Source organism: Nonomuraea sp. NPDC048892 (assembly GCF_040649735.1).
GTDB classification, from domain to species: Bacteria; Actinomycetota; Actinomycetes; order Streptosporangiales; family Streptosporangiaceae; genus Nonomuraea; species Nonomuraea maheshkhaliensis.
In genome coordinates this window covers 757306-774617 of record NZ_JBEZFZ010000003.1, presented here as the reverse complement: position 1 = coordinate 774617, position 17312 = coordinate 757306, and the positions used below count along the sequence as shown (strand labels likewise).

The following is a 17312-nucleotide window of genomic DNA, read 5'->3' as shown; positions in this document are numbered from 1 at the left end:
TACTTACCCCAGGAGGGGGTCATGGAGTACGACTACGTGATCGTCGGGGCGGGCTCGGCCGGCTGCGTGCTGGCCGCCCGGCTGTCGGAGGATCCCGGTGTTTCGGTGGCCCTGGTCGAGGCGGGCGGCAAGGACGACAAGTTAGAGATCCGCATGCCGGCCGGTTTCGCCAAGCTGTTCAAGACCGAGTACGACTGGAACTTCACCACGGCCAAGCAGGGCGAGATGTCCGGCCGCGAGCTCTACTGGCCCAGAGGCCGGGTGCTCGGCGGCTCGTCCTCGCTCAACGCGCAGATGTACGTACGCGGCTGCCAGCTGGACTACGACCAGTGGGACGTCCCCGGCTGGGCGTACGACGACGTCCTGCCCTACTTCACCAGGGCCGAGCGCCGCGTCGGCAGCAACGAGGGCGGCGTCTACGGCACCGGCGGCCCCCTCTACGTCTCCGAGCTGCGCAGCCCCAACGTCACCACGGCCGCCTTCCTCCAGGCGTGCGAGGAGATGGGGATGACCCGCCTGGGCGAGCTGAACGGCCGCTCCAACGAGGGCTACTGCCCCACCCCCGTCACCCAGAACCGGGGCAGGAGATGGAGCTCGGCCGACGCCTACCTGCGCCCGGCCGTCTCGCGGCCGAACCTGACCGTCGTCACCGGCACCGCCGTGGACCGGGTGACGTTCGACGGCAAGCGGGCGACCGGCATCGAGTACGGCGGCGGCACCCGGATCGGGGCCAGGCGGGAGGTCGTCCTGGCGGCGGGCGCGATCGGCTCGCCGTACCTGCTCATGCGCTCGGGTGTGGGCGCGGCCGACGAGCTGCGCGACGCCGGGGTGCCGATCGTGCACGAGCTGCCCGAGGTCGGCAAGAACCTCCAGGACCACCTGTCCAGCGGCGTGTTCGTCGAGTGCACCAGGCCGGTGACCCTGACCGGGGCCGAGTCGATCGGCAACCTGCTGCGTTACCTCGTCACGCGCTCCGGCATGCTGACCACGAACGTGGGCGAGGCGGTGGCGTTCATCAGGACCTCGGACGGCGAGCCCGCTCCCGACATCGAGCTGATCTTCGCGCCTGGGCCGTTCATCGACCACGGGCTCACGCCGCCGACCGGTCACGGGCTCACCGTCGGCGTCGTGTTGCTGCAGCCGGAGAGCCGCGGCCGGGTCGGGTTGAACGGCGCGGACGTGCTGATCGACCCCGCCTACCTCAGCGCGGAGGCCGACGTCAGACGCCTGGTCGCGGGGCTGCGGACGGCTCAGCGGGTGTTCGCCACCGACGCCATGAAGCGGTTCGCGGGCGGGCCGATGGCGCCCTACTGGGCGCCGGAGACCGACGAGGAGCTGGCCCGGTGGGTACGCGAGCGCGGCGAGACCCTCTACCACCCGGTCGGCACCTGCAGGATGGGCACCGACGACGGCTCCGTCGTGGACCCGGAGCTGCGCGTGCGCGGCGTCGAGGGGCTCAGGGTCGCCGACGCCTCCGTCATGCCGACCCTGAATCGCGGCCACACCCACGCGCCCGCCGTCATGATCGGCGAGAAGGGAGCCGACCTGATCAAGGGCGCCGAGGCTTGACGTAAGTGGTCACTTGCGTAGGCTCGACGGTATGACGCTGCCCGTGGACCTCGACCTGTCGCAGATCCCGTTCTGGGGACGGCCGCAGGCCGAGCGCATGGAAGCCTTCCGCAAGCTGCGCGAGCTGGAGCGTCCAGCCTTCGTGCCGGAGCAGGCCGTGCCGTTCGTCGGCGGCGGGCCGGGCTACTACGCCCTGGTCCGCCACGCCGACGTGACCGAGGCCAGTAGGAACGCGGCCGTCTTCAGCAGTGAGCCGTGCTCCAACAGCATCCCCGACATGCCGCGCTGGCTGAGCGTCTACTTCGGCTCGATGATCAACATGGACGACCCGAGGCACGCGCGGCTGCGCCGGATCGTCTCCCGCGCGTTCACGCCGCGCGTGCTGTCGAAGATGGAGGAGGACCTGGCGCGGGCCGCCGCCGAGATCGTGAACCGGGCGGTCGCCGAGGGTCCCGGCGACTTCGTGACGCAGGTGGCGGCGCGGCTGCCGGTGCGGGTCATCTGCGACATGATGGGCATTCCCGAGAAATTTCATGACATGGTGTTGCGGCGGACCAACGTCATCCTGGGCAACGCCGACCCCGAGTACACCGGCCTGTCGCCCGACTTCAGCCGCGTCAACGTCGCCCGCGGCCTGGTCAAGCTGCTGCACGCCGGCTTCTCGCTCAACCGCCTGGCCGCCCGCCTGGGCGACGAACGCCGCCGCAGGCCCACGGGCGACCTGGTCAGCCTGCTGGTCAACGGAGACGAGCGGCTGTCGTCCCAGGAGCTCGGCTCGTTCTTCATCCTGCTGGTGGTGGCGGGCAGCGAGACGACCCGCAACGCGATCGCGTACGGGCTCAAGCTGCTCACCGACCATCCCGAGCAGCGCGAGCTGCTGCTGGCGGACTTCGACGGCCGCATCGTCGGGGCCTGCGACGAGATCGTCCGCTACGCCACGCCGGTGATCCAGTTCCGCCGTACGCTGACCCGCGACCACGAGCTGAACGGCGTCGCGTACAACAAGGGCGACAAGGTGCTGCTCTTCTACAACTCGGCCAACCGCGACGAGTCGGTCTTCACCGACCCCGACCGCTTCGACATCACCCGCGACCCCAACCCGCACGTCGGCTTCGGCGGCCCCGGGCCCCACTACTGCCTGGGCGCCCACCTGGCGCGCAGGGAGATGACCGTGATGTTCCGCGAGCTGTTCACCCGCCTGCCCGGCATCAGGGCGGTGGGGGAGCCCGAGTTCCTGCTGTCCAACTTCATCAACGGGATCAAGCACCTGCGCTACACCTTCTGAGCGCCCGGTCGGAGCGCGGCCGTCGTGCTAGGTTTCGCAGTCATGGAGATCAGGACTATCCACGCCAATGGTGTGGAGTTCGCGTATCTGTCTTTGGGCGAGGGGCCGCTGGCGCTGTGCCTGCACGGCTTTCCCGACACCGCGCACACCTGGCGGCACCTGATGCCCGCCCTGGCCGAGCACGGCTACCGCGCGGTCGCGCCCTTCATGCGGGGCTACGCTCCCACGGAAGTCCCGGCCGACGGCGCCTACGAGGACGCGGCGCTGGTCGCCGACCTCCGCGCGCTGCACGAGGAGCTGGGTGGCGGCGACGACGCCGTCGTCATCGGACACGACTGGGGCGCCTTCCCCGTCTACGCCACCGCCGGCCGCTTCCGCCGTGCCGTGACGCTCTCGGTGCCGCCGCCGGGCTCGCTGGCGGGTGGCTTCCTCGAGTACGAGCAGCTCAAGCGCTCGTTCTACATCTTCCTCTTCCAGACGGCGCTGGCCGAGTCGGCCGCCGCGGCTCCCGGCTTCATCGACAACCTGTGGCGCGACTGGTCGCCGGGCTACGACGCGAGCGAGGACCTGGAGTTCGTCCGCCGCAGCATCGGCGCCCCGGCGAACCTCGCCGCGGCCATCGGCTACTACCGGGCCATGCTCGGCACCACGCCGCCCTCGGGCCGTTATCCGGCCGTCGAGGGCGGGGTCGCCGGGCCCGTCCTCTACCTGCACGGGGCCGAGGACGGCTGCCTGAGCGCCGACCTGACCAAGGACGCGCTCAGCCACCTGCCCGAGGGCTCGCGGACCGAGGTGGTGCCGGGCGCCGGGCACTTCCTGCAGCTCGAACGGCCGGCCGAGGTCAACCGGCTCATCCTCGACTGGCTCGGCCCGGCGGCCTGAACCTCTGCTGGGGTTCCCCTTCTCGTACGCCGCTCGCGCGGCTGGGAGGCACCGGCTTCCCGGCCGCGTACGTACGGTGTACGTCGAAACCATTGACGTAAGTGCCCGCTTTTCCCATGATGGGCACATGAGCGTCCTGGACTTCGACCTGTCGGACCGCGACTTCTGGGCCAAGCCCATGAGCGAGCGCGAGGACGCGTTCGAGCGGCTGCGCGCGCGTGACACCCCCGCCTTCTTCGAGGAGATGGAGATGTCCTACGCGCCCAAGGGGCCGGGCTACTACGCCCTGGTCAAGCACGCCGACATCCTCGAAGCCAGCCGCAACCCCGAGGTGTTCTGCTCGGGAGACGGAGGGGCGACGAACATCCCCGACATGCCCGCGGAGTTCGCCGAGTACTTCGGCTCGATGATCAACATGGACGACCCCCGCCACGCCAGGCTGCGCCGGATCGTCTCCAGGGCCTTCACCCCCAAGATGATCAAACAGTTCGAGGCGGACGTCGAGGCCGCGGCCGTCACCATCGTGGACGACCTGCTGGCCAAGGGGCCCGGGTGCGACTTCGTCACCGAGGTGGCCGCCCGCCTGCCCCTGAAGATCATCTGCGACATGATGGGCATCCCCGAGCGCGACTACGGCTACGTCTTCGACCGCTCCAACATCATCCTCGGCGGCTTCGACCCCGAGTACACCGGCGGCGACCTCGACCAGATCGCCGAGCGCCTGCTCAACGCCGGCGTGGAGCTGCAGCAGCTCGTCCAGGACCTGGCCGCCCACCGCGCCGACCACCCCACGGCCGACCTGACGTCGTCCCTGGTCAACGCCAACATCGACGGCGAGCGGCTGACCATGCAGGAGCTGGGCTCGTTCTTCATCCTGCTCGTCGTGGCCGGCAACGAGACCACCAGGAACGCCATCTCCTACGGCCTGCGCCTGCTCACCAAGAACCCCGACCAGCGGGCCCTGTGGCTGGAGGACCTCGACGGCCGCGCGCCCGGCGCGGTCGAGGAGATCGTCCGGCTGGCCTCCCCGGTGAACTTCATGCGCCGCAAGCTCACCAGGGACTTCGAGATGAACGGCCACCTCTACCGCAAGGGGCAGAAGGCCGTGCTGTTCTACTGGGCGGCGAACAGGGACGCCGCCGTCTTCGACGACCCGCAGCGCTTCGACATCACCCGCCACCCCAACCCCCACGTCGGCTACGGCGGCCCCGGACCCCACTTCTGCCTGGGCGCCCACCTGGCCAGGCGGGAGATCACGGTGATGTTCCGCGAGCTGCTGCGCCGCGTCCCCAACGTCGAGGGCGGCAAGCCGGACCGGCTGCACTCCAGCTTCATCAACGGGATCAAGCACATGGAGTGCACCTTCTGACCGCCCGCTCAGCGGGTCACGACTGCGTGTTCAGCCTGATCTGGTTCATCACCGTGCGGATGTCGGGCAGCAACTGCTTGCTCGTGGACGGGATCGACATGTAGACGATCGCGGGGACGTCGGCGCCGGTGTTCACCGCCATCGTCACGAGCGTGGCCTTCTCGGTGCTGGACGTCAGCTGGTAGGCGATCAGCCGGCCCGTCTGGTCGCCCACCTTGATCGGCTGCTGGGCGATCTTGCGCACCTTGTTGTCCGCCGGGAAGAACCGCTTGCGCGCGTTCAGCACCACCTGCCTGATGGCCGGCTCCAGGTCGTCACGCTCGTAGTACGTGGCCAGCCGCGCCGACAGCGGGCCCGACATGACCGTGGCATACCGCTCCGGGGCGACCTGGACGTACTGGCGGGTGTCGAAGCCGTAGGTGGCCTTGACCGTGGCGCGCTGGTCGAGCTGCCACGTGCCACCCAGGCGCGGCATCGAGATCCCGGCCGCCGCGTCCGGGACGCGCCCGATCACCGGGGACGCCTTGCCCGGATACTTCGGCAGCGCGCCGATCGAGGACGAGGTCTTGGTGCTCTTCGGGCTGGTCGGGGTGGCCGTCGCCTTCTCGGCCACGCCGGCGCTCGAGGCGTCCTCGCCGGCCAGCGGGCCCCACAGGAACGCCCACAGCAGCGCCACCACCAGGGCGACCGCCACCGAGCCGCCGAGCGCGAAGACCCAGACCGGCCGGCCCGCGTCCTCGTCGTCCAGCGCGTCGTGCTCGCCCATGGCCTGGTAGTTGTCGCCGAAGACGGTGTTCCAGAGCTCCTGCTGGCGCTCGGGGGGCGGGGTGCGCGAGCCGCTGATCTGGCCGGCCGTGACGAAGCGGTGCTCCGGGTCGGAGGGGTCGCGGCTGAGCTTGTGGCCGGGACGGGCGGACTCGTCGGGAGGCCCGTCGCCGCGGCCGCCCTGCTGAGGGCCCTGTTGGCCGTTGGGCGGACCACCGTGCTGAGGGCCCTGGTGGCCGTTGGGCTGGCCGTTGGGGCGGCCGCCGCCGTGCTGGCCGCCACCCTGGTGATTGCCGCCGTGCTGATTTCCGCCGTGCTGGCCGCCGCCGGGCTGCTGAGGGGCGGGGTGGACGACCCGGTCGCCGGGGGAGGCCGGGTGGACCACGCGGTCGCCGGGTGCGGACGGCACGGCGCGCTCGTTCAGCAGGTTCTCGGTGTGCTGGCCGTAGGTGACCGTGCGCTCGTCGGCCGGATGCACCTGCGGCGGGGGTGGCGCGTCGGCCGGGATGTTCGGGGAGCCGTACTGCGTCGCGCGCTCGCCGTCGGCGGCGGGGCGCTCGGCCGGCCACGGGGCTGGGCTGGACAGGTTGGACCAGGCGTCGGGGGAGGGGGTGGGCGGCTGCGCCCACGCGGGGACCGGGTCGGGGACGGCCGGCCCGCCGGGCGAGGGCATGCCCTTCGACGAGACCTCCGGCCAGGCGGCCGGGCCCGCGGTGCTCTGGGGCGGCGCGTCCGGCCAGGAGCTCCGCACGTCCGGCGAGGAGTTCCCCGACCAGGAGCCGGGCGCGTCCTGCGGGGAGGCCTCCGGCCACGACATCGGCACGTCCTGCTGGGGTCCCTCGGGCCGGCCCGCGTCGTACGGGAGTGGCGCGCGGCCGGCGTCCTGGCGGGGCGGCTCGGGCCAGGAGGGCGACGTTCCGTGTGAGGAGTCCTGCCACGACGGCGGCCCGCCGGCCGGTTCCCTGCGCCCGCCGCCGGGCGGATCGGGCCAGGACGGATCCTTGCGCGGCGGCTCGGGCCAGGACGGCTCGGGGTGGGACGACCGCGAACTGTCGGGCCAGGACGTCGGCACCTCGGCGGGCGAGTCAGGCCAGGAGGGCGCCTCGCGGCGAGGTGCCTCAGGCCAGGAGGATGGCAGGTGAGGTCCGGAATTCTCCGTTGCCATTACTGCCGGCCCTCCCGAGGTTGTGTCCGGATGTCCCGTTATATCCGGATTTGACGTCTCACGCATGATCTCATGGGATTTTCCAGGAGATGTAGGTGGTTCCGCAGCGAAACGAGCGAAGCCATGAGGATCGGTCGGCGGGTCCTGCATCGGCAGGTCGCCGTCCGGTCTATGGGGCTCAGCTGGGTACACCACTTCAACAAGGCTATTCTTCTGGGACGAATGAGGTCACAACGGATACATCACCATCAGGTCTCGCCGGGCCTGAAGGATCCATTGTGCCCCCGGACCTCGATCGAGTGTCTGCATTCAGCCGAAGAGGTGCGCTAGGCTTGACACGTGCGTTCCGCGACCCTGCTTCTTAGCGGGCCGCGACGGCCCTGAAGAGTCCGCCGTCGCGGCTCCGCCCCTCGTTGTGTGCACGGGGGGTTTTCTTATTGGGTCCGAGTCAAGCCAGAAGGACACAAGCCGTGAGTGAGTACGACCCGCAGGCGCTGCAGGCCAAGTGGCAGCAGCGATGGGAGGAGCAGGAACCCTACCGGGCGAGCGAGGACGCCGCGGACCCCCGCGAGCGCCGCTACATGCTCGACATGTTCCCTTACCCGTCCGGCGACCTGCACATGGGCCATGGCGAGGTGTTCGCCATCGGCGACGTCGTCGCGCGCTACTGGATGCAGAAGGGCTACAACGTCCTGCATCCCATCGGCTGGGACTCCTTCGGTCTCCCGGCGGAGAACGCCGCCATCAAGCGCAACGCGCACCCGGCCGAGTGGACCTACGCCAACATCGAGACGCAGGCCAACTCCTTCCGGCGCTACGGCATCGCCTTCGACTGGTCGCGCCGCCTGCACACCAGCGACCCCGACTACTACCGCTGGAACCAGTGGCTGTTCAACCGCTTCTTCGAGCGCGGCCTGGCCTACCGCAAGGGCGGCCTGGTCAACTGGTGCCCCAACGACCAGACGGTGCTGGCCAACGAGCAGGTCGTGGCGGGCAAGTGCGAGCGCTGCGGCGCCGACGTCGTCCGCCGCGAGCTGACGCAGTGGTACTTCAAGATCACTGACTACGCGCAGCGGCTGCTGGACGACATGAGCCAGCTGGACGCCTGGCCCGAGCGGCTGCTGACCATGCAGCGCAACTGGATCGGCCGCTCCGAGGGCGCCGACGTGCTGTTCGAGATCGAGGGCCGCGACGAGCCGGTCCACGTCTACACCACGCGCCCCGACACGCTCTACGGCGCCACGTTCTTCGTCGTCGCCGCCGACGCCGCGCTGGCCGACGAGATCGTCACCGACGAGCAGCGCCCGGCGTTCGAGGCCTACCGCGCCGAGGTCGCCAAGCTGAGCGACATCGAGCGGCTGGCCACCGACAAGGAGAAGACCGGCGTCTTCCTGGGCCGCCACGCGATCAACCCGGTCAACGGCGAGCGCATCCCGGTCTGGGCGGCCGACTACGTGCTGTCCGACTACGGCCACGGCGCCATCATGGCCGTGCCCGCGCACGACCAGCGCGACCTCGACTTCGCCCGCAAGTTCGACCTGCCGGTGCGGGTCGTCGTGCACACCGGCCTGGCCGACCCCGGCGAGACCGGCGAGGCCACGCCGGGCGAGGGCACCCTGGTCAACTCCGGGCCGCTCGACGGCCTGACCAAGACCGAGGCCATCGCCAAGATCATCGAGATCCTGGAGGTCGACGGCAGAGGCACCGGCGCGGTGAACTTCCGGCTGCGCGACTGGCTGCTGTCCCGCCAGCGCTTCTGGGGCACGCCGATCCCGATCATCCACTGCCCCGACTGCGGCGAGGTGCCCGTACCCGACGAGCAGCTGCCCGTCACGCTGCCCGACATGCGTGGCGAGGCGCTGGCGCCGAAGGGTGTCTCCCCGCTGGCCAGCGCCACCGACTGGGTCAACGTCGCGTGCCCCAAGTGCTCAGGCCCGGCCCGGCGCGACACCGACACGATGGACACCTTCGTCGACTCGTCCTGGTACTTCCTGCGTTACTGCTCGCCCGGCTACACCGAGGGCCCGTTCGACCCCGAGCAGGTGCGCAAGTGGGGCCCGATCGACCAGTACGTCGGCGGCATCGAGCACGCGGTGCTGCACCTGCTCTACTCCCGCTTCTTCACCAAGGTCCTGCACGACATGGGCATGGTGGACTTCACCGAGCCGTTCGTGCGCATGCTCAACCAGGGCCAGGTGATCAACGGCGGCAAGGCCATGTCGAAGTCCCTGGGCAACGGCGTGGATCTGGGCCAGCAGATCGACGAGTTCGGCGTGGACGCCGTCCGGCTGACCATGATCTTCGCCGGGCCGCCGGAAGACGACATCGACTGGGCCGACCTGTCGCCGGGCGCCTCGCAGAAGTTCCTGGCCCGCGCGCTGCGGGTGATGTCCGAGGTCGCCAGCGAGCCAGGGGTGGCGTTCGAGAGCGGTGACACCGAGCTGCGCAAGGTGACCCACCACACCATCGACGAGGTCACCAAGCTGATCGACTCCTACCGCTTCAACGTGGCGGTGGCCCGCATGATGGAGCTGACCTCCGCCGCGCGCAAGGCCATCGACTCCGGTCCCGGCGCGGCCGACCCGGCGGTGCGCGAGGCCGCCGAGACGCTGGCGATCCTGCTGTCGCTGGTGGCCCCCTACACCGCCGAGGAGGGCTGGGAGCGGCTGGGCCGCACCGGCCCCGTCGCGTTCGGCGGCTGGCCGGTGGCCGATCCCGCGCTGCTGGTGCAGGAGTCGGTCACCTGCGTGGTGCAGGTGGCGGGCAAGGTGCGCGACCGCCTGGAGGTGCCGCCCGGCATCGGCGAGGACGAGCTGCGCGCGCTGGCGCTGGCCTCCGACAAGGTCTCGCCCTACCTGACCGGCATGCCGCGCAAGGTGATCGTCCGCGCGCCCAAGCTGGTCAACATCGTCCCCTAGTCACCCTTCGTCCCCCCTGCGGCCGGCCCCAAAATCGGCCATAGGATCGGACACAGCGCCGATCACTGGGTCGGCCCCCGGGGCGGGTCACAGCTCGCGCAGGGCCGGCAGTAGCTTCCTCTCCGCCCAGTCGAAGAACGGCTGCTGCTGGTCGTGCCCGATCTGCACGAGCGCCACGTGCGTGTAACCCGCGTCGGCGAACTTCCTGACGCCCTCCACCACGGCCGCCACGTCGTCGCCGCACGGCACGCTCTCCGCCACGTCCTCGGGGCGGACGGTGCCGGCGGCCGCGGCGAAGTTCACCGGTCCCGGCAGCTCCGCCATGACCTTCCAGCCGCCGACACTCGACCAGCGCCACAGCTCGTGCGCACGCCGCACGGCGGCCTCGCGGTCGGTGTCGTACGCGATCGGCAGCTGCCCGTAGATCGGCTTGCCCTCACCCCCCGCCGCCTTAAACTGCCGCACCACCGACGGCATCGGCTCGTTGACGACCAGCACGTCGCCGAACTCGGCGGCCAGCTCGGCCGACTGCCCGCCGGAGGCGGCGATGCCGATGGGGACGGGCCGCTCCGGCAGGTCGTACAGCTTGGCCGAGTCCACGTCGTAGAACTCGCCCTGGCGGGTGATGTACGCGCCGCTGAACAGCTCCCTGATGATCTGCACCGCCTCGGCGAACATCCGGTGCCGCGTGTCCACGGGCGGCCAGCCCTCGCCGATGACGTGCTCGTTGAGGTTCTCGCCCGCGCCCAGCCCCAGGGTGAACCTGCCCTTGCTGAGCACCCCCATCGTGGCCGCCTTCTGCGCCACCACGGCCGGGTGGTACCGCATGATGGGGCAGGTCACGTACGTCATGAGCGGCAGCCGCTCGGTCACCTGCGCCGCGGCACCCAGCACCGACCAGCAGTAGGGCGAGTGCCCCATCTCCTCCAGCCAGGGAAAATAGTGGTCGGAGATGACCGCGTAGTCGAAGCCGGTGCGCTCGGCCGCGGCGGCGTAGTCGACCAGCTCACGGGCCGGGGTCTGCTCGGACATCAAGGTGTAGCCGATCTGTACCATGCGTCCCGGCTACCCCGACTTTGTCTGGTCTAGCGTCGAGGAAGCGGAGATCAATGATGGCCGCGTTCGCGCAGCTCCTCGATCACCAGGCCGAGGCCGATGCCCAGCAGCCAGACGTCCTTGGCGACGGCCAGTCCCTGCGCGGACGGGCGCAGGCTGCCCTCCTCCCGCATCCCCGGCGTGCGCAGATACAGGCCGAGCAGTCCCGCCGCGAAGCCGGTCACGGCGGCTCCGGCCAGCAGCGACGGCACGAACGGCGCCGCCAGGGCCACGCCGAGGGCGATCTCGGACCTTGACAGCAGCCTGACGAACGCCGCAGGGTCCATGCGGCCGAGGAAGGGGTAGGCGGCCGCGGCCATGCCGTGCGTGGCCGCGGCGTCCTGCTCGTCCACGTGGGTCTTGCCGAGGCCGGAGTGCAGGATGATGGCCGCGGCGGCCAGGCGCGGTGGCACCTGGTGGGCGCGAGCGAAGATCTTCATGTGTCCTCATCTCTCCGAAAACCCGACATTTAATCCCTTATCCCTCCATACCTCCGCCTCTCTGATATGCGGTTTCCTGGGACAGGGCACGTCCGCTGGCGGAAGAATCCATAGGCCGGGCTTGACCGCGCGGACTAGTGTGCAGCTGTGACAAATGGCGCATACCTGAGATACCCGCACCTGCACGGTGACCTGGTCACTTTCGTCGCCGACGACGACGTCTGGCTCGCCCCGCTGACCGGAGGAAGAGCCTGGCGCTTCACCGCCGACCGCGTCTCCGTGTCGTACCCGAGGTTCTCGCCCGACGGCGCGCGCATCGCGTGGACCGGTACCAGGGAGGGCGCCGCCGAGGTGTTCGCGGCCGAGATCGACGGCGGGGAGGGCGAGCGGCTGACGCACTGGGGCGGCGGCTCGACCTCGGTCCGCGGCTGGACGGCGGACGGGCGGGTGCTCGCCGTCAGCGCGACCGGGCAGAGCTCCGACACCCGGCGGTGGGCGTACGCGGTGCCGCTCGACGGCGGGCCGGCCGCGCGGCTGCCGTACGGCTGGGTGAGCGACGTGAGCGTCAACGGGCCCATCGGCGAGGCTGCGACCGGGGCTGGGGCTGGGGCTGGGGCTGGGGCCGGGGGTGGCGCGCGGGTCGTCACCGTGTCGTCGATCTGGCGTGAGCCGTCGCAGTGGAAGCGGTACCGGGGCGGCACGGCCGCCAAGATCTGGGTGGACGCCGAGGGGAACGGCGAGTTCACCCGCCTGTTCGCCGACAGCGCGGCGCAGTACTGGTCGGTGAGCTGGTCGGGCGACCGGATCGTCTACCTGTCCGACGTGGACGGCGTCGGCAACGTCTACTCCTGCCTGCCCGACGGGTCGGACGTGCGCCGGCACAGCTCCCACGAGGAGTTCTACGCCAGGCACGCCACCAGTGACGGCGAGCGGGTCGTCTACAGCCACGCCGGTGACCTGTGGCTGATGGAGAGCCTGGACGCGGAGCCGTACCGGCTGGACGTGACGCTCGGCGGGCCGCGGCCGGGGCGCGCCAGGCGGCCGGCGCCGCTGCGGGTCGGGGCGTATGCGCCGGACGCGACCGGGCGCGCCAGCGCCGTCGAGATTCGCGGCACCGCCCACTGGGTGACCCACCGCGACGGGCCCGCGGGCGCGCTGCGGGCCGAGCCGGGCGTCCGCGTACGGCTGCCGCAGGTCCTCGACGCCGACGGCAAGGCCGTGTGGGTGTCCGACGCCACCGGCGAGGACGGCCTGGAGATCGGCACCCCGGGCGGCGAGGTCAGGACGCTGGCCGCGGGTCAGCTCGGGCGGGTGCTGGAGCTGGCCGCCGCCCCCGACGGCAAACACGTGGCCGTGGCCACGCACGACGGCCGGCTGCTCGTCGTCGACCTCGACAGCGAGAACGTCAGGGAGCTGGACAGGACCGAGCAGGGCGACGTGAGCGGCCTGACGTTCTCGCCCGACTCCGGCTGGCTGGCCTGGGCGCATCCGCACGACGTACGCCTGACGCAGATCAAGATGGGACGGGTGGACGGCACCTCCGTGATCGAGGTGACCCCGCCGCGCTTCGTCGACTACGACCCCGTGTTCACCAAGGACGGCAAGCACCTGGCCTTCCTGTCGGTGCGCACGTTCGACCCCGTCTACGACGCGCACGCCTTCGACCTGGCGTTCGCGTACGGGACCAAGCCGTACATCGTGCCGCTGCAGGCCGCCACGCCGTCACCGTTCGACCCCTCGCTGCAGGGGCGCGGTTTCAACGGCGAGGACGACAAGCCCGCGAAGGGGGAGAAGAAGGACGACGAGCCGCCGCGCACCGAGGTCGATCCCGACGGGATCTTCGGCCGTGTGGTCCCCGTACCGGTGCAGGCCGGACGTTACGGCAACCTGCGCGCGGCCAAGGACGCGCTGCTCTGGCTGCGTCACCCGATCGCCGGGCGCCTCGGCGACGGCAGCGACCAGAGCCCGGACGTCGTCCTCGAACGCTACGACCTCAAGAAGCGCTCCAAGTCCGAGCTGGCCAAGGAGGTGCGCTCGTTCGAGGTCAGCGGCGACGGCTCCAGGCTCGTCACCCACGGCAAGAACGGCCTGCAGACCAGGGCCGCGAGCGAGGGCGACGACGTCGTCACCATCGACCTCGACCGCATCGCCGTCCAGATCGAGCCGGTGGCCGAGTGGCGGCAGGCCTACCGCGAGGCGGGCCGGCTCATGCGTGACCACTACTGGCGCGCGGACATGAACGGCGTCGACTGGCAGGCCGTGCTCGACCGCTACGAGCCGATGGTCGAGCGCATCGGCTCCCGCGCCGAGCTGATCGACCTGCTCTGGGAGGCGCAGGGCGAACTGGGCACCTCCCACGCCTACGCGTACGCGGCCGGCGGCGGCTCCGACCCGAGACGCCGCCAGGGGCTCCTCGGCGCCGACCTGACCAGGGACGACGACGGCGTGTGGCGCGTCGCCCGCATCCTGCCGGGCGAGTCGTCCGACCACGCCGCCCGCTCGCCGCTGCTCGCGCCCGGCGTCGCGGTCCGTCCAGGCGACGCGATCCTCGCGGTCGGCGGACGCCCGGTCGATCCGGTACGCGGGCCGCTGGCGCTGCTGGCCGGCACCGCGGACCATCCCATCGAGCTGACCGTACGGCCCGGCTCAGGCGGTGACGTGCGCCGCGTCGTGGTCACCCCGATCGCCGACGAGTCGCAGCTGCGCTACCACGAGTGGGTGGAGAGCCGGCGGGCCCACGTCAGGCAGGCGTCGGGCGGTCGGCTCGGATACCTGCACGTTCCTGACATGGTGGCCAGTGGGTGGGCGCAGTTCCACCGCGACCTGCGTACCGAGATGGCCTGCGAAGGACTCGTCGTGGACGTGCGCGAGAACGGCGGCGGGCACCTGTCCGAGCTGGTGCTGGAGAAGCTGTCCCGCAGGGTCACCGGCTGGGCGCTGCCGCGCGGCTACAAGCCGATGCGCTACCCCGAGGACTCGCCGCGCGGGCCGGTGGTGACGATCGCCGACGAGTTCGCCGGGTCCGACGGCGACATCGTCAGCGCGGGCATCAAGAACCGGGGGATCGGGCCGCTGGTCGGCGTACGGACGTGGGGCGGCGTGATCGGCATCGACAGCCGCTACTCGCTGGTGGACGGGACCGTGGTCACCCAGCCCCGGTACTCGTTCTGGCTCGAAGGGCCCGGCTGGGGCGTGGAGAACCACGGCGTCGACCCTGACGTCGAGGTGGTGATGACGCCGCAGGACCGGGTGGCGGAGCGGGATCCGCAGCTCGACAAGGCGATCGAGCTCGCGCTCGCGGCCCTCGACGAACACCCGGCGGCCACCCCGCCGGACCTTCCCCCGCTGAGCTGACCGCGGCCTTGCCACAGGCCTGCTCGGGTCCGGTATGAACCGGCCCGGGCGGGCCTCGGACCCGGCGGTGCGGACCCGGCGGTGCGGGTCAGACGACGCGGGTCAGACGACGCGGGTCAGACGACGCGGATCAACCGGTCGATGATCTCGTCCAGGATGGCTTCGGTGGTGGCGAAGTTGAGCCGTACACAGTGCTCACCACCGGGGCCGAACGCCGCGCCATCGTTCAGCCGTACCCTGGCCTCCCGCTCGATCACCTCCGCCATGCCCGGCCGCCCCACCTCCAGCCAGGCCAGGTACGTCGCCTCCGGGACGCGGTAGCCGAACCCGGTGGGCAGGCGCCGGGCGAGGGTGTGCCGGTGCCGGTCGAGCAGGGCCACGGTCTCGGCCAGCCAGTCGTCCCCGTGCCGCCAGGCCGCCACCGTCGCCTCGACGCCGAAGACGCTCGGGGAGCCGTACACGAACGGGGGCTGCGCGTCCATGGCCGCGCGCAGGCCGGGATGCCCGAGGTGGGCCACCGAGCAGCGGATGCCGCCCAGGTTGAACGCCTTGGTGGCGGAGGTGAGCGTGACCGTGCGCTCGGGCAGGATCGTGGCGAACGGGATGTGCCGGTGCGGCTCGTAGACCAGGTCGGCGTGGATCTCGTCCGCGATGACGAGCAGGTCGTGGCGTTCGGCGCTCTCGGCCAGCGCGGTCAGCTCCGCGTGGGTGAACACACGGCCTGTGGGGTTGTGCGGGTTCACCAGCAGCAGCACCCGGCAGTCCGACAGGTCGGGCACCTCGAAGCGCCACGTGGCGCCGTCCGGCTCCATCCGGATCGGGTGGAGCGGGCGTTCCATGATCTGCAACGTGTCCAGGAACGGATGGTAGAGCGGGGCGTGCACGGCCACCCCGTCGCCCGGCTTGGTCCAGACCTGGAGGAGCGCCTGGACGGCCTGGTTGAGGTCGCTGAACGGGCGCACGTGGGCGGGGTCGGGACGCCAGTCGTAGCGGGCGGCCATGCGCTCGGCGAACGCCTCGGCCAGCGGGCCAGCGTTCTGGTCCAGCAGCCAGGTCGGATAGCCGAGATCGCCGGCCGCCCGGCGCAGCAGGGCCTCGGTGACGGCGGGGGCGGTGGGCAGGTCCATGTCGGCGACCCAGGCGGGGATCACCCCGGGCTCGACTGCCGACCACTTAAGCCCATCATGCGTGGATTTTAGGTCTATGGGGGGATATACGTCCTTCACTCGCTCATTCTAGGATTCGTGATTGTGATGAGGCGGTGCGGCGGATTGTGGCAGGCTGGGCGGCCATGACGCCCCACCCGAAGATCGCCGCGATAGTTGAGACGTATCTCATCTTGGCCGACGCGGAGGCTCCCGGTCTGGTGGAGGGCCTCTATCTGGAGGGCTCGGCGGCACTGGGCGACTACCGGCCCGGTACCAGCGACGTCGACTTCGTGGCGGTGACGGCCGACCCGCCGCCGGCCGAGGTGCTGGAACGCATCCACACCAAGCTCGGCGCCCATCCGCTCGAAGGCGTCTACCTCACCTGGGACGACCTCGGCCACGACCCCTCCGGCCTGGGCGAGCGCCCCCAGGCCCGCGCGGGACGGCTCGACCGCCGGGGCACCCTCAACCCCGTCACCTGGCACACCCTCGCCCGCCACGGCCTGACCTGCCGGGGGCCCGAGCCGGAGGAGCTGAAGATCTGGAACGATCCCAGCGCCCTGGCCGCCTGGACCGACCGCAACCTCGACCTCTACTGGCGCCGCCTGCTCACCCGCGCCGCCCGCCCCCTCTCCCCGTGGGGCCTCACCTGCCTGGGCGGGTACGGCGCCGTCTGGCTGGTGACGGGCGTAGCCCGGCTGCACTACACGCTGGCGACCGGCGAGATCACCTCCAAGACAGAGGCTGGGCGCCACGCCCTGGAGGTCTTCCCGGAGCGCTGGCACCGGGTGGTGAACGAGGCATTGCGACTCCGCGAGGAGGACACGGCCACGCCGACGGTGGCGGGGGTCCTCTCGGGCCTCGGCGACCACTTCGGCACGCCGAGACGCTCGCTGTACGGCTCCCCGTTCGAACGCAGAAGAGACGTCCTGGACTTCGCCGACCACACCATCACCGCAGCCCACAAGCTCTACCACAACCGCTGACGCCTCGCGGGCGAGCCGCCGCACGCGCGGCCGACCTGCCCGGCGGCCAGACAGCCGCCGTACCCACAGCTGATCTGCGCTGTGGACGAACAACTGCCACACCCACAGCTGACCTGCCCTGTGGACCGTCAGCCGCACCTGCCCTGCGGAGAGGCAGTCTCCGGACGATCATCAGCCTGAGCCGTTCGAGGCTGCTGCCGACACGGAGGCGCCCCTACCCCCTCACGCACTCATGCCCCAACGCGTCTGCGCCCTCACGCCCCAACGCGTCTGCGCCCTCACGCCCCAACGCACCTGCGCCCTCACACACCTACGCCGCTTCGCCGAGGAGCAGGC

General features: G+C 71.0%; 12 protein-coding genes. 8 read left to right on the top strand and 4 right to left on the bottom strand.

What is annotated here, in order from left to right; translation table 11 throughout:
- Positions 1 to 21 precede the first annotated feature (21 nt).
- The 4 genes from AB0C28_RS13115 (at position 22) to AB0C28_RS13100 (ending at position 5105) form a co-directional block, all read left to right on the top strand.
- Entirely contained in the window at positions 22 to 1569 is a 1548-nt protein-coding gene (locus tag AB0C28_RS13115; protein ID WP_358074229.1) for a GMC family oxidoreductase N-terminal domain-containing protein, read from the top strand.
- Positions 1570 to 1600: 31 nt separating this feature from the next.
- On the top strand, positions 1601 to 2854 hold the full coding sequence (locus AB0C28_RS13110; protein WP_358074226.1) for a cytochrome P450: 1254 nt from the start codon (positions 1601 to 1603) through the stop codon (positions 2852 to 2854).
- Positions 2855 to 2896: 42 nt separating this feature from the next.
- Positions 2897 to 3736, top strand: a complete 840-nt coding sequence (locus AB0C28_RS13105) for an alpha/beta hydrolase (protein ID WP_357843462.1) — start codon at positions 2897 to 2899, stop codon at positions 3734 to 3736.
- A gap of 127 nt (positions 3737 to 3863) precedes the next feature.
- A complete protein-coding gene (locus AB0C28_RS13100) occupies positions 3864 to 5105 on the top strand; it encodes a cytochrome P450 (RefSeq protein WP_357843465.1) in 1242 nt (413 codons plus the stop codon).
- Positions 5106 to 5121: 16 nt separating this feature from the next.
- Here the strand turns inward: AB0C28_RS13100 and AB0C28_RS13095 are convergent, their stop codons facing one another.
- Complete coding sequence (locus tag AB0C28_RS13095; RefSeq protein WP_358074223.1) at positions 5122 to 6543, bottom strand: hypothetical protein; 1422 nt, start codon at positions 6541 to 6543, stop codon at positions 5122 to 5124.
- Here AB0C28_RS13095 and AB0C28_RS13090 point away from each other — a divergent pair.
- The gene (locus tag AB0C28_RS13090) at positions 6542 to 7012 is read left to right on the top strand and encodes a hypothetical protein (RefSeq protein ID WP_358074220.1); all 471 of its coding nucleotides are present in this window, start codon (positions 6542 to 6544) and stop codon (positions 7010 to 7012) included. The genes AB0C28_RS13095 and AB0C28_RS13090 overlap by 2 nt on opposite strands.
- Positions 7013 to 7505: 493 nt before the next feature.
- The gene (leuS, locus tag AB0C28_RS13085; protein WP_357843474.1) at positions 7506 to 9953 is read left to right on the top strand and encodes a leucine--tRNA ligase; all 2448 of its coding nucleotides are present in this window, start codon (positions 7506 to 7508) and stop codon (positions 9951 to 9953) included.
- Between the two features lie 87 nt (positions 9954 to 10040).
- On the opposite strand, the gene AB0C28_RS13080 is transcribed toward leuS, so the two are convergent.
- Positions 10041 to 11009, bottom strand: coding sequence for a TIGR03557 family F420-dependent LLM class oxidoreductase (locus AB0C28_RS13080; RefSeq protein WP_357843477.1), 969 nt, complete (start codon positions 11007 to 11009; stop codon positions 10041 to 10043).
- 50 nt (positions 11010 to 11059) lie between these two features.
- Positions 11060 to 11488: a hypothetical protein gene (locus tag AB0C28_RS13075; RefSeq protein ID WP_357843480.1), complete on the bottom strand. Its 429-nt coding sequence runs from the start codon at positions 11486 to 11488 to the stop codon at positions 11060 to 11062.
- A gap of 147 nt (positions 11489 to 11635) precedes the next feature.
- On the opposite strand from AB0C28_RS13075, the gene AB0C28_RS13070 reads away from it, so the two are divergent.
- Entirely contained in the window at positions 11636 to 14842 is a 3207-nt protein-coding gene (locus tag AB0C28_RS13070) for a PDZ domain-containing protein (RefSeq protein WP_358074217.1), read from the top strand.
- Between the two features lie 116 nt (positions 14843 to 14958).
- Here AB0C28_RS13070 and AB0C28_RS13065 read toward each other — a convergent pair whose 3' ends face one another.
- Positions 14959 to 15993 (bottom strand): aminotransferase class I/II-fold pyridoxal phosphate-dependent enzyme, encoded by a 1035-nt coding sequence (locus tag AB0C28_RS13065; protein ID WP_357843486.1) that lies wholly within the window; start codon positions 15991 to 15993, stop codon positions 14959 to 14961.
- Positions 15994 to 16133: 140 nt separating this feature from the next.
- Here AB0C28_RS13065 and AB0C28_RS13060 point away from each other — a divergent pair, with 140 nt between their 5' ends.
- Complete coding sequence (locus tag AB0C28_RS13060; RefSeq protein ID WP_358074214.1) at positions 16134 to 16976, top strand: aminoglycoside adenylyltransferase domain-containing protein; 843 nt, start codon at positions 16134 to 16136, stop codon at positions 16974 to 16976.
- Positions 16977 to 17312: the final 336 nt, after the last annotated feature.

Coding starts and splice junctions, on each gene's coding strand:
- AB0C28_RS13115 (WP_358074229.1), top strand. CDS start 22: ATGGAGTACGACTACGTGATCGTCGGGGCGGGCTCGGCCGGCTGCGTG.
- AB0C28_RS13110 (WP_358074226.1), top strand. CDS start 1,601: ATGACGCTGCCCGTGGACCTCGACCTGTCGCAGATCCCGTTCTGGGGA.
- AB0C28_RS13105 (WP_357843462.1), top strand. CDS start 2,897: ATGGAGATCAGGACTATCCACGCCAATGGTGTGGAGTTCGCGTATCTG.
- AB0C28_RS13100 (WP_357843465.1), top strand. CDS start 3,864: ATGAGCGTCCTGGACTTCGACCTGTCGGACCGCGACTTCTGGGCCAAG.
- AB0C28_RS13090 (WP_358074220.1), top strand. CDS start 6,542: ATGCCCTTCGACGAGACCTCCGGCCAGGCGGCCGGGCCCGCGGTGCTC.
- AB0C28_RS13095 (WP_358074223.1), bottom strand. CDS start 6,543: ATGCCCTCGCCCGGCGGGCCGGCCGTCCCCGACCCGGTCCCCGCGTGG.
- AB0C28_RS13080 (WP_357843477.1), bottom strand. CDS start 11,009: ATGGTACAGATCGGCTACACCTTGATGTCCGAGCAGACCCCGGCCCGT.
- AB0C28_RS13075 (WP_357843480.1), bottom strand. CDS start 11,488: ATGAAGATCTTCGCTCGCGCCCACCAGGTGCCACCGCGCCTGGCCGCC.
- AB0C28_RS13060 (WP_358074214.1), top strand. CDS start 16,134: ATGACGCCCCACCCGAAGATCGCCGCGATAGTTGAGACGTATCTCATC.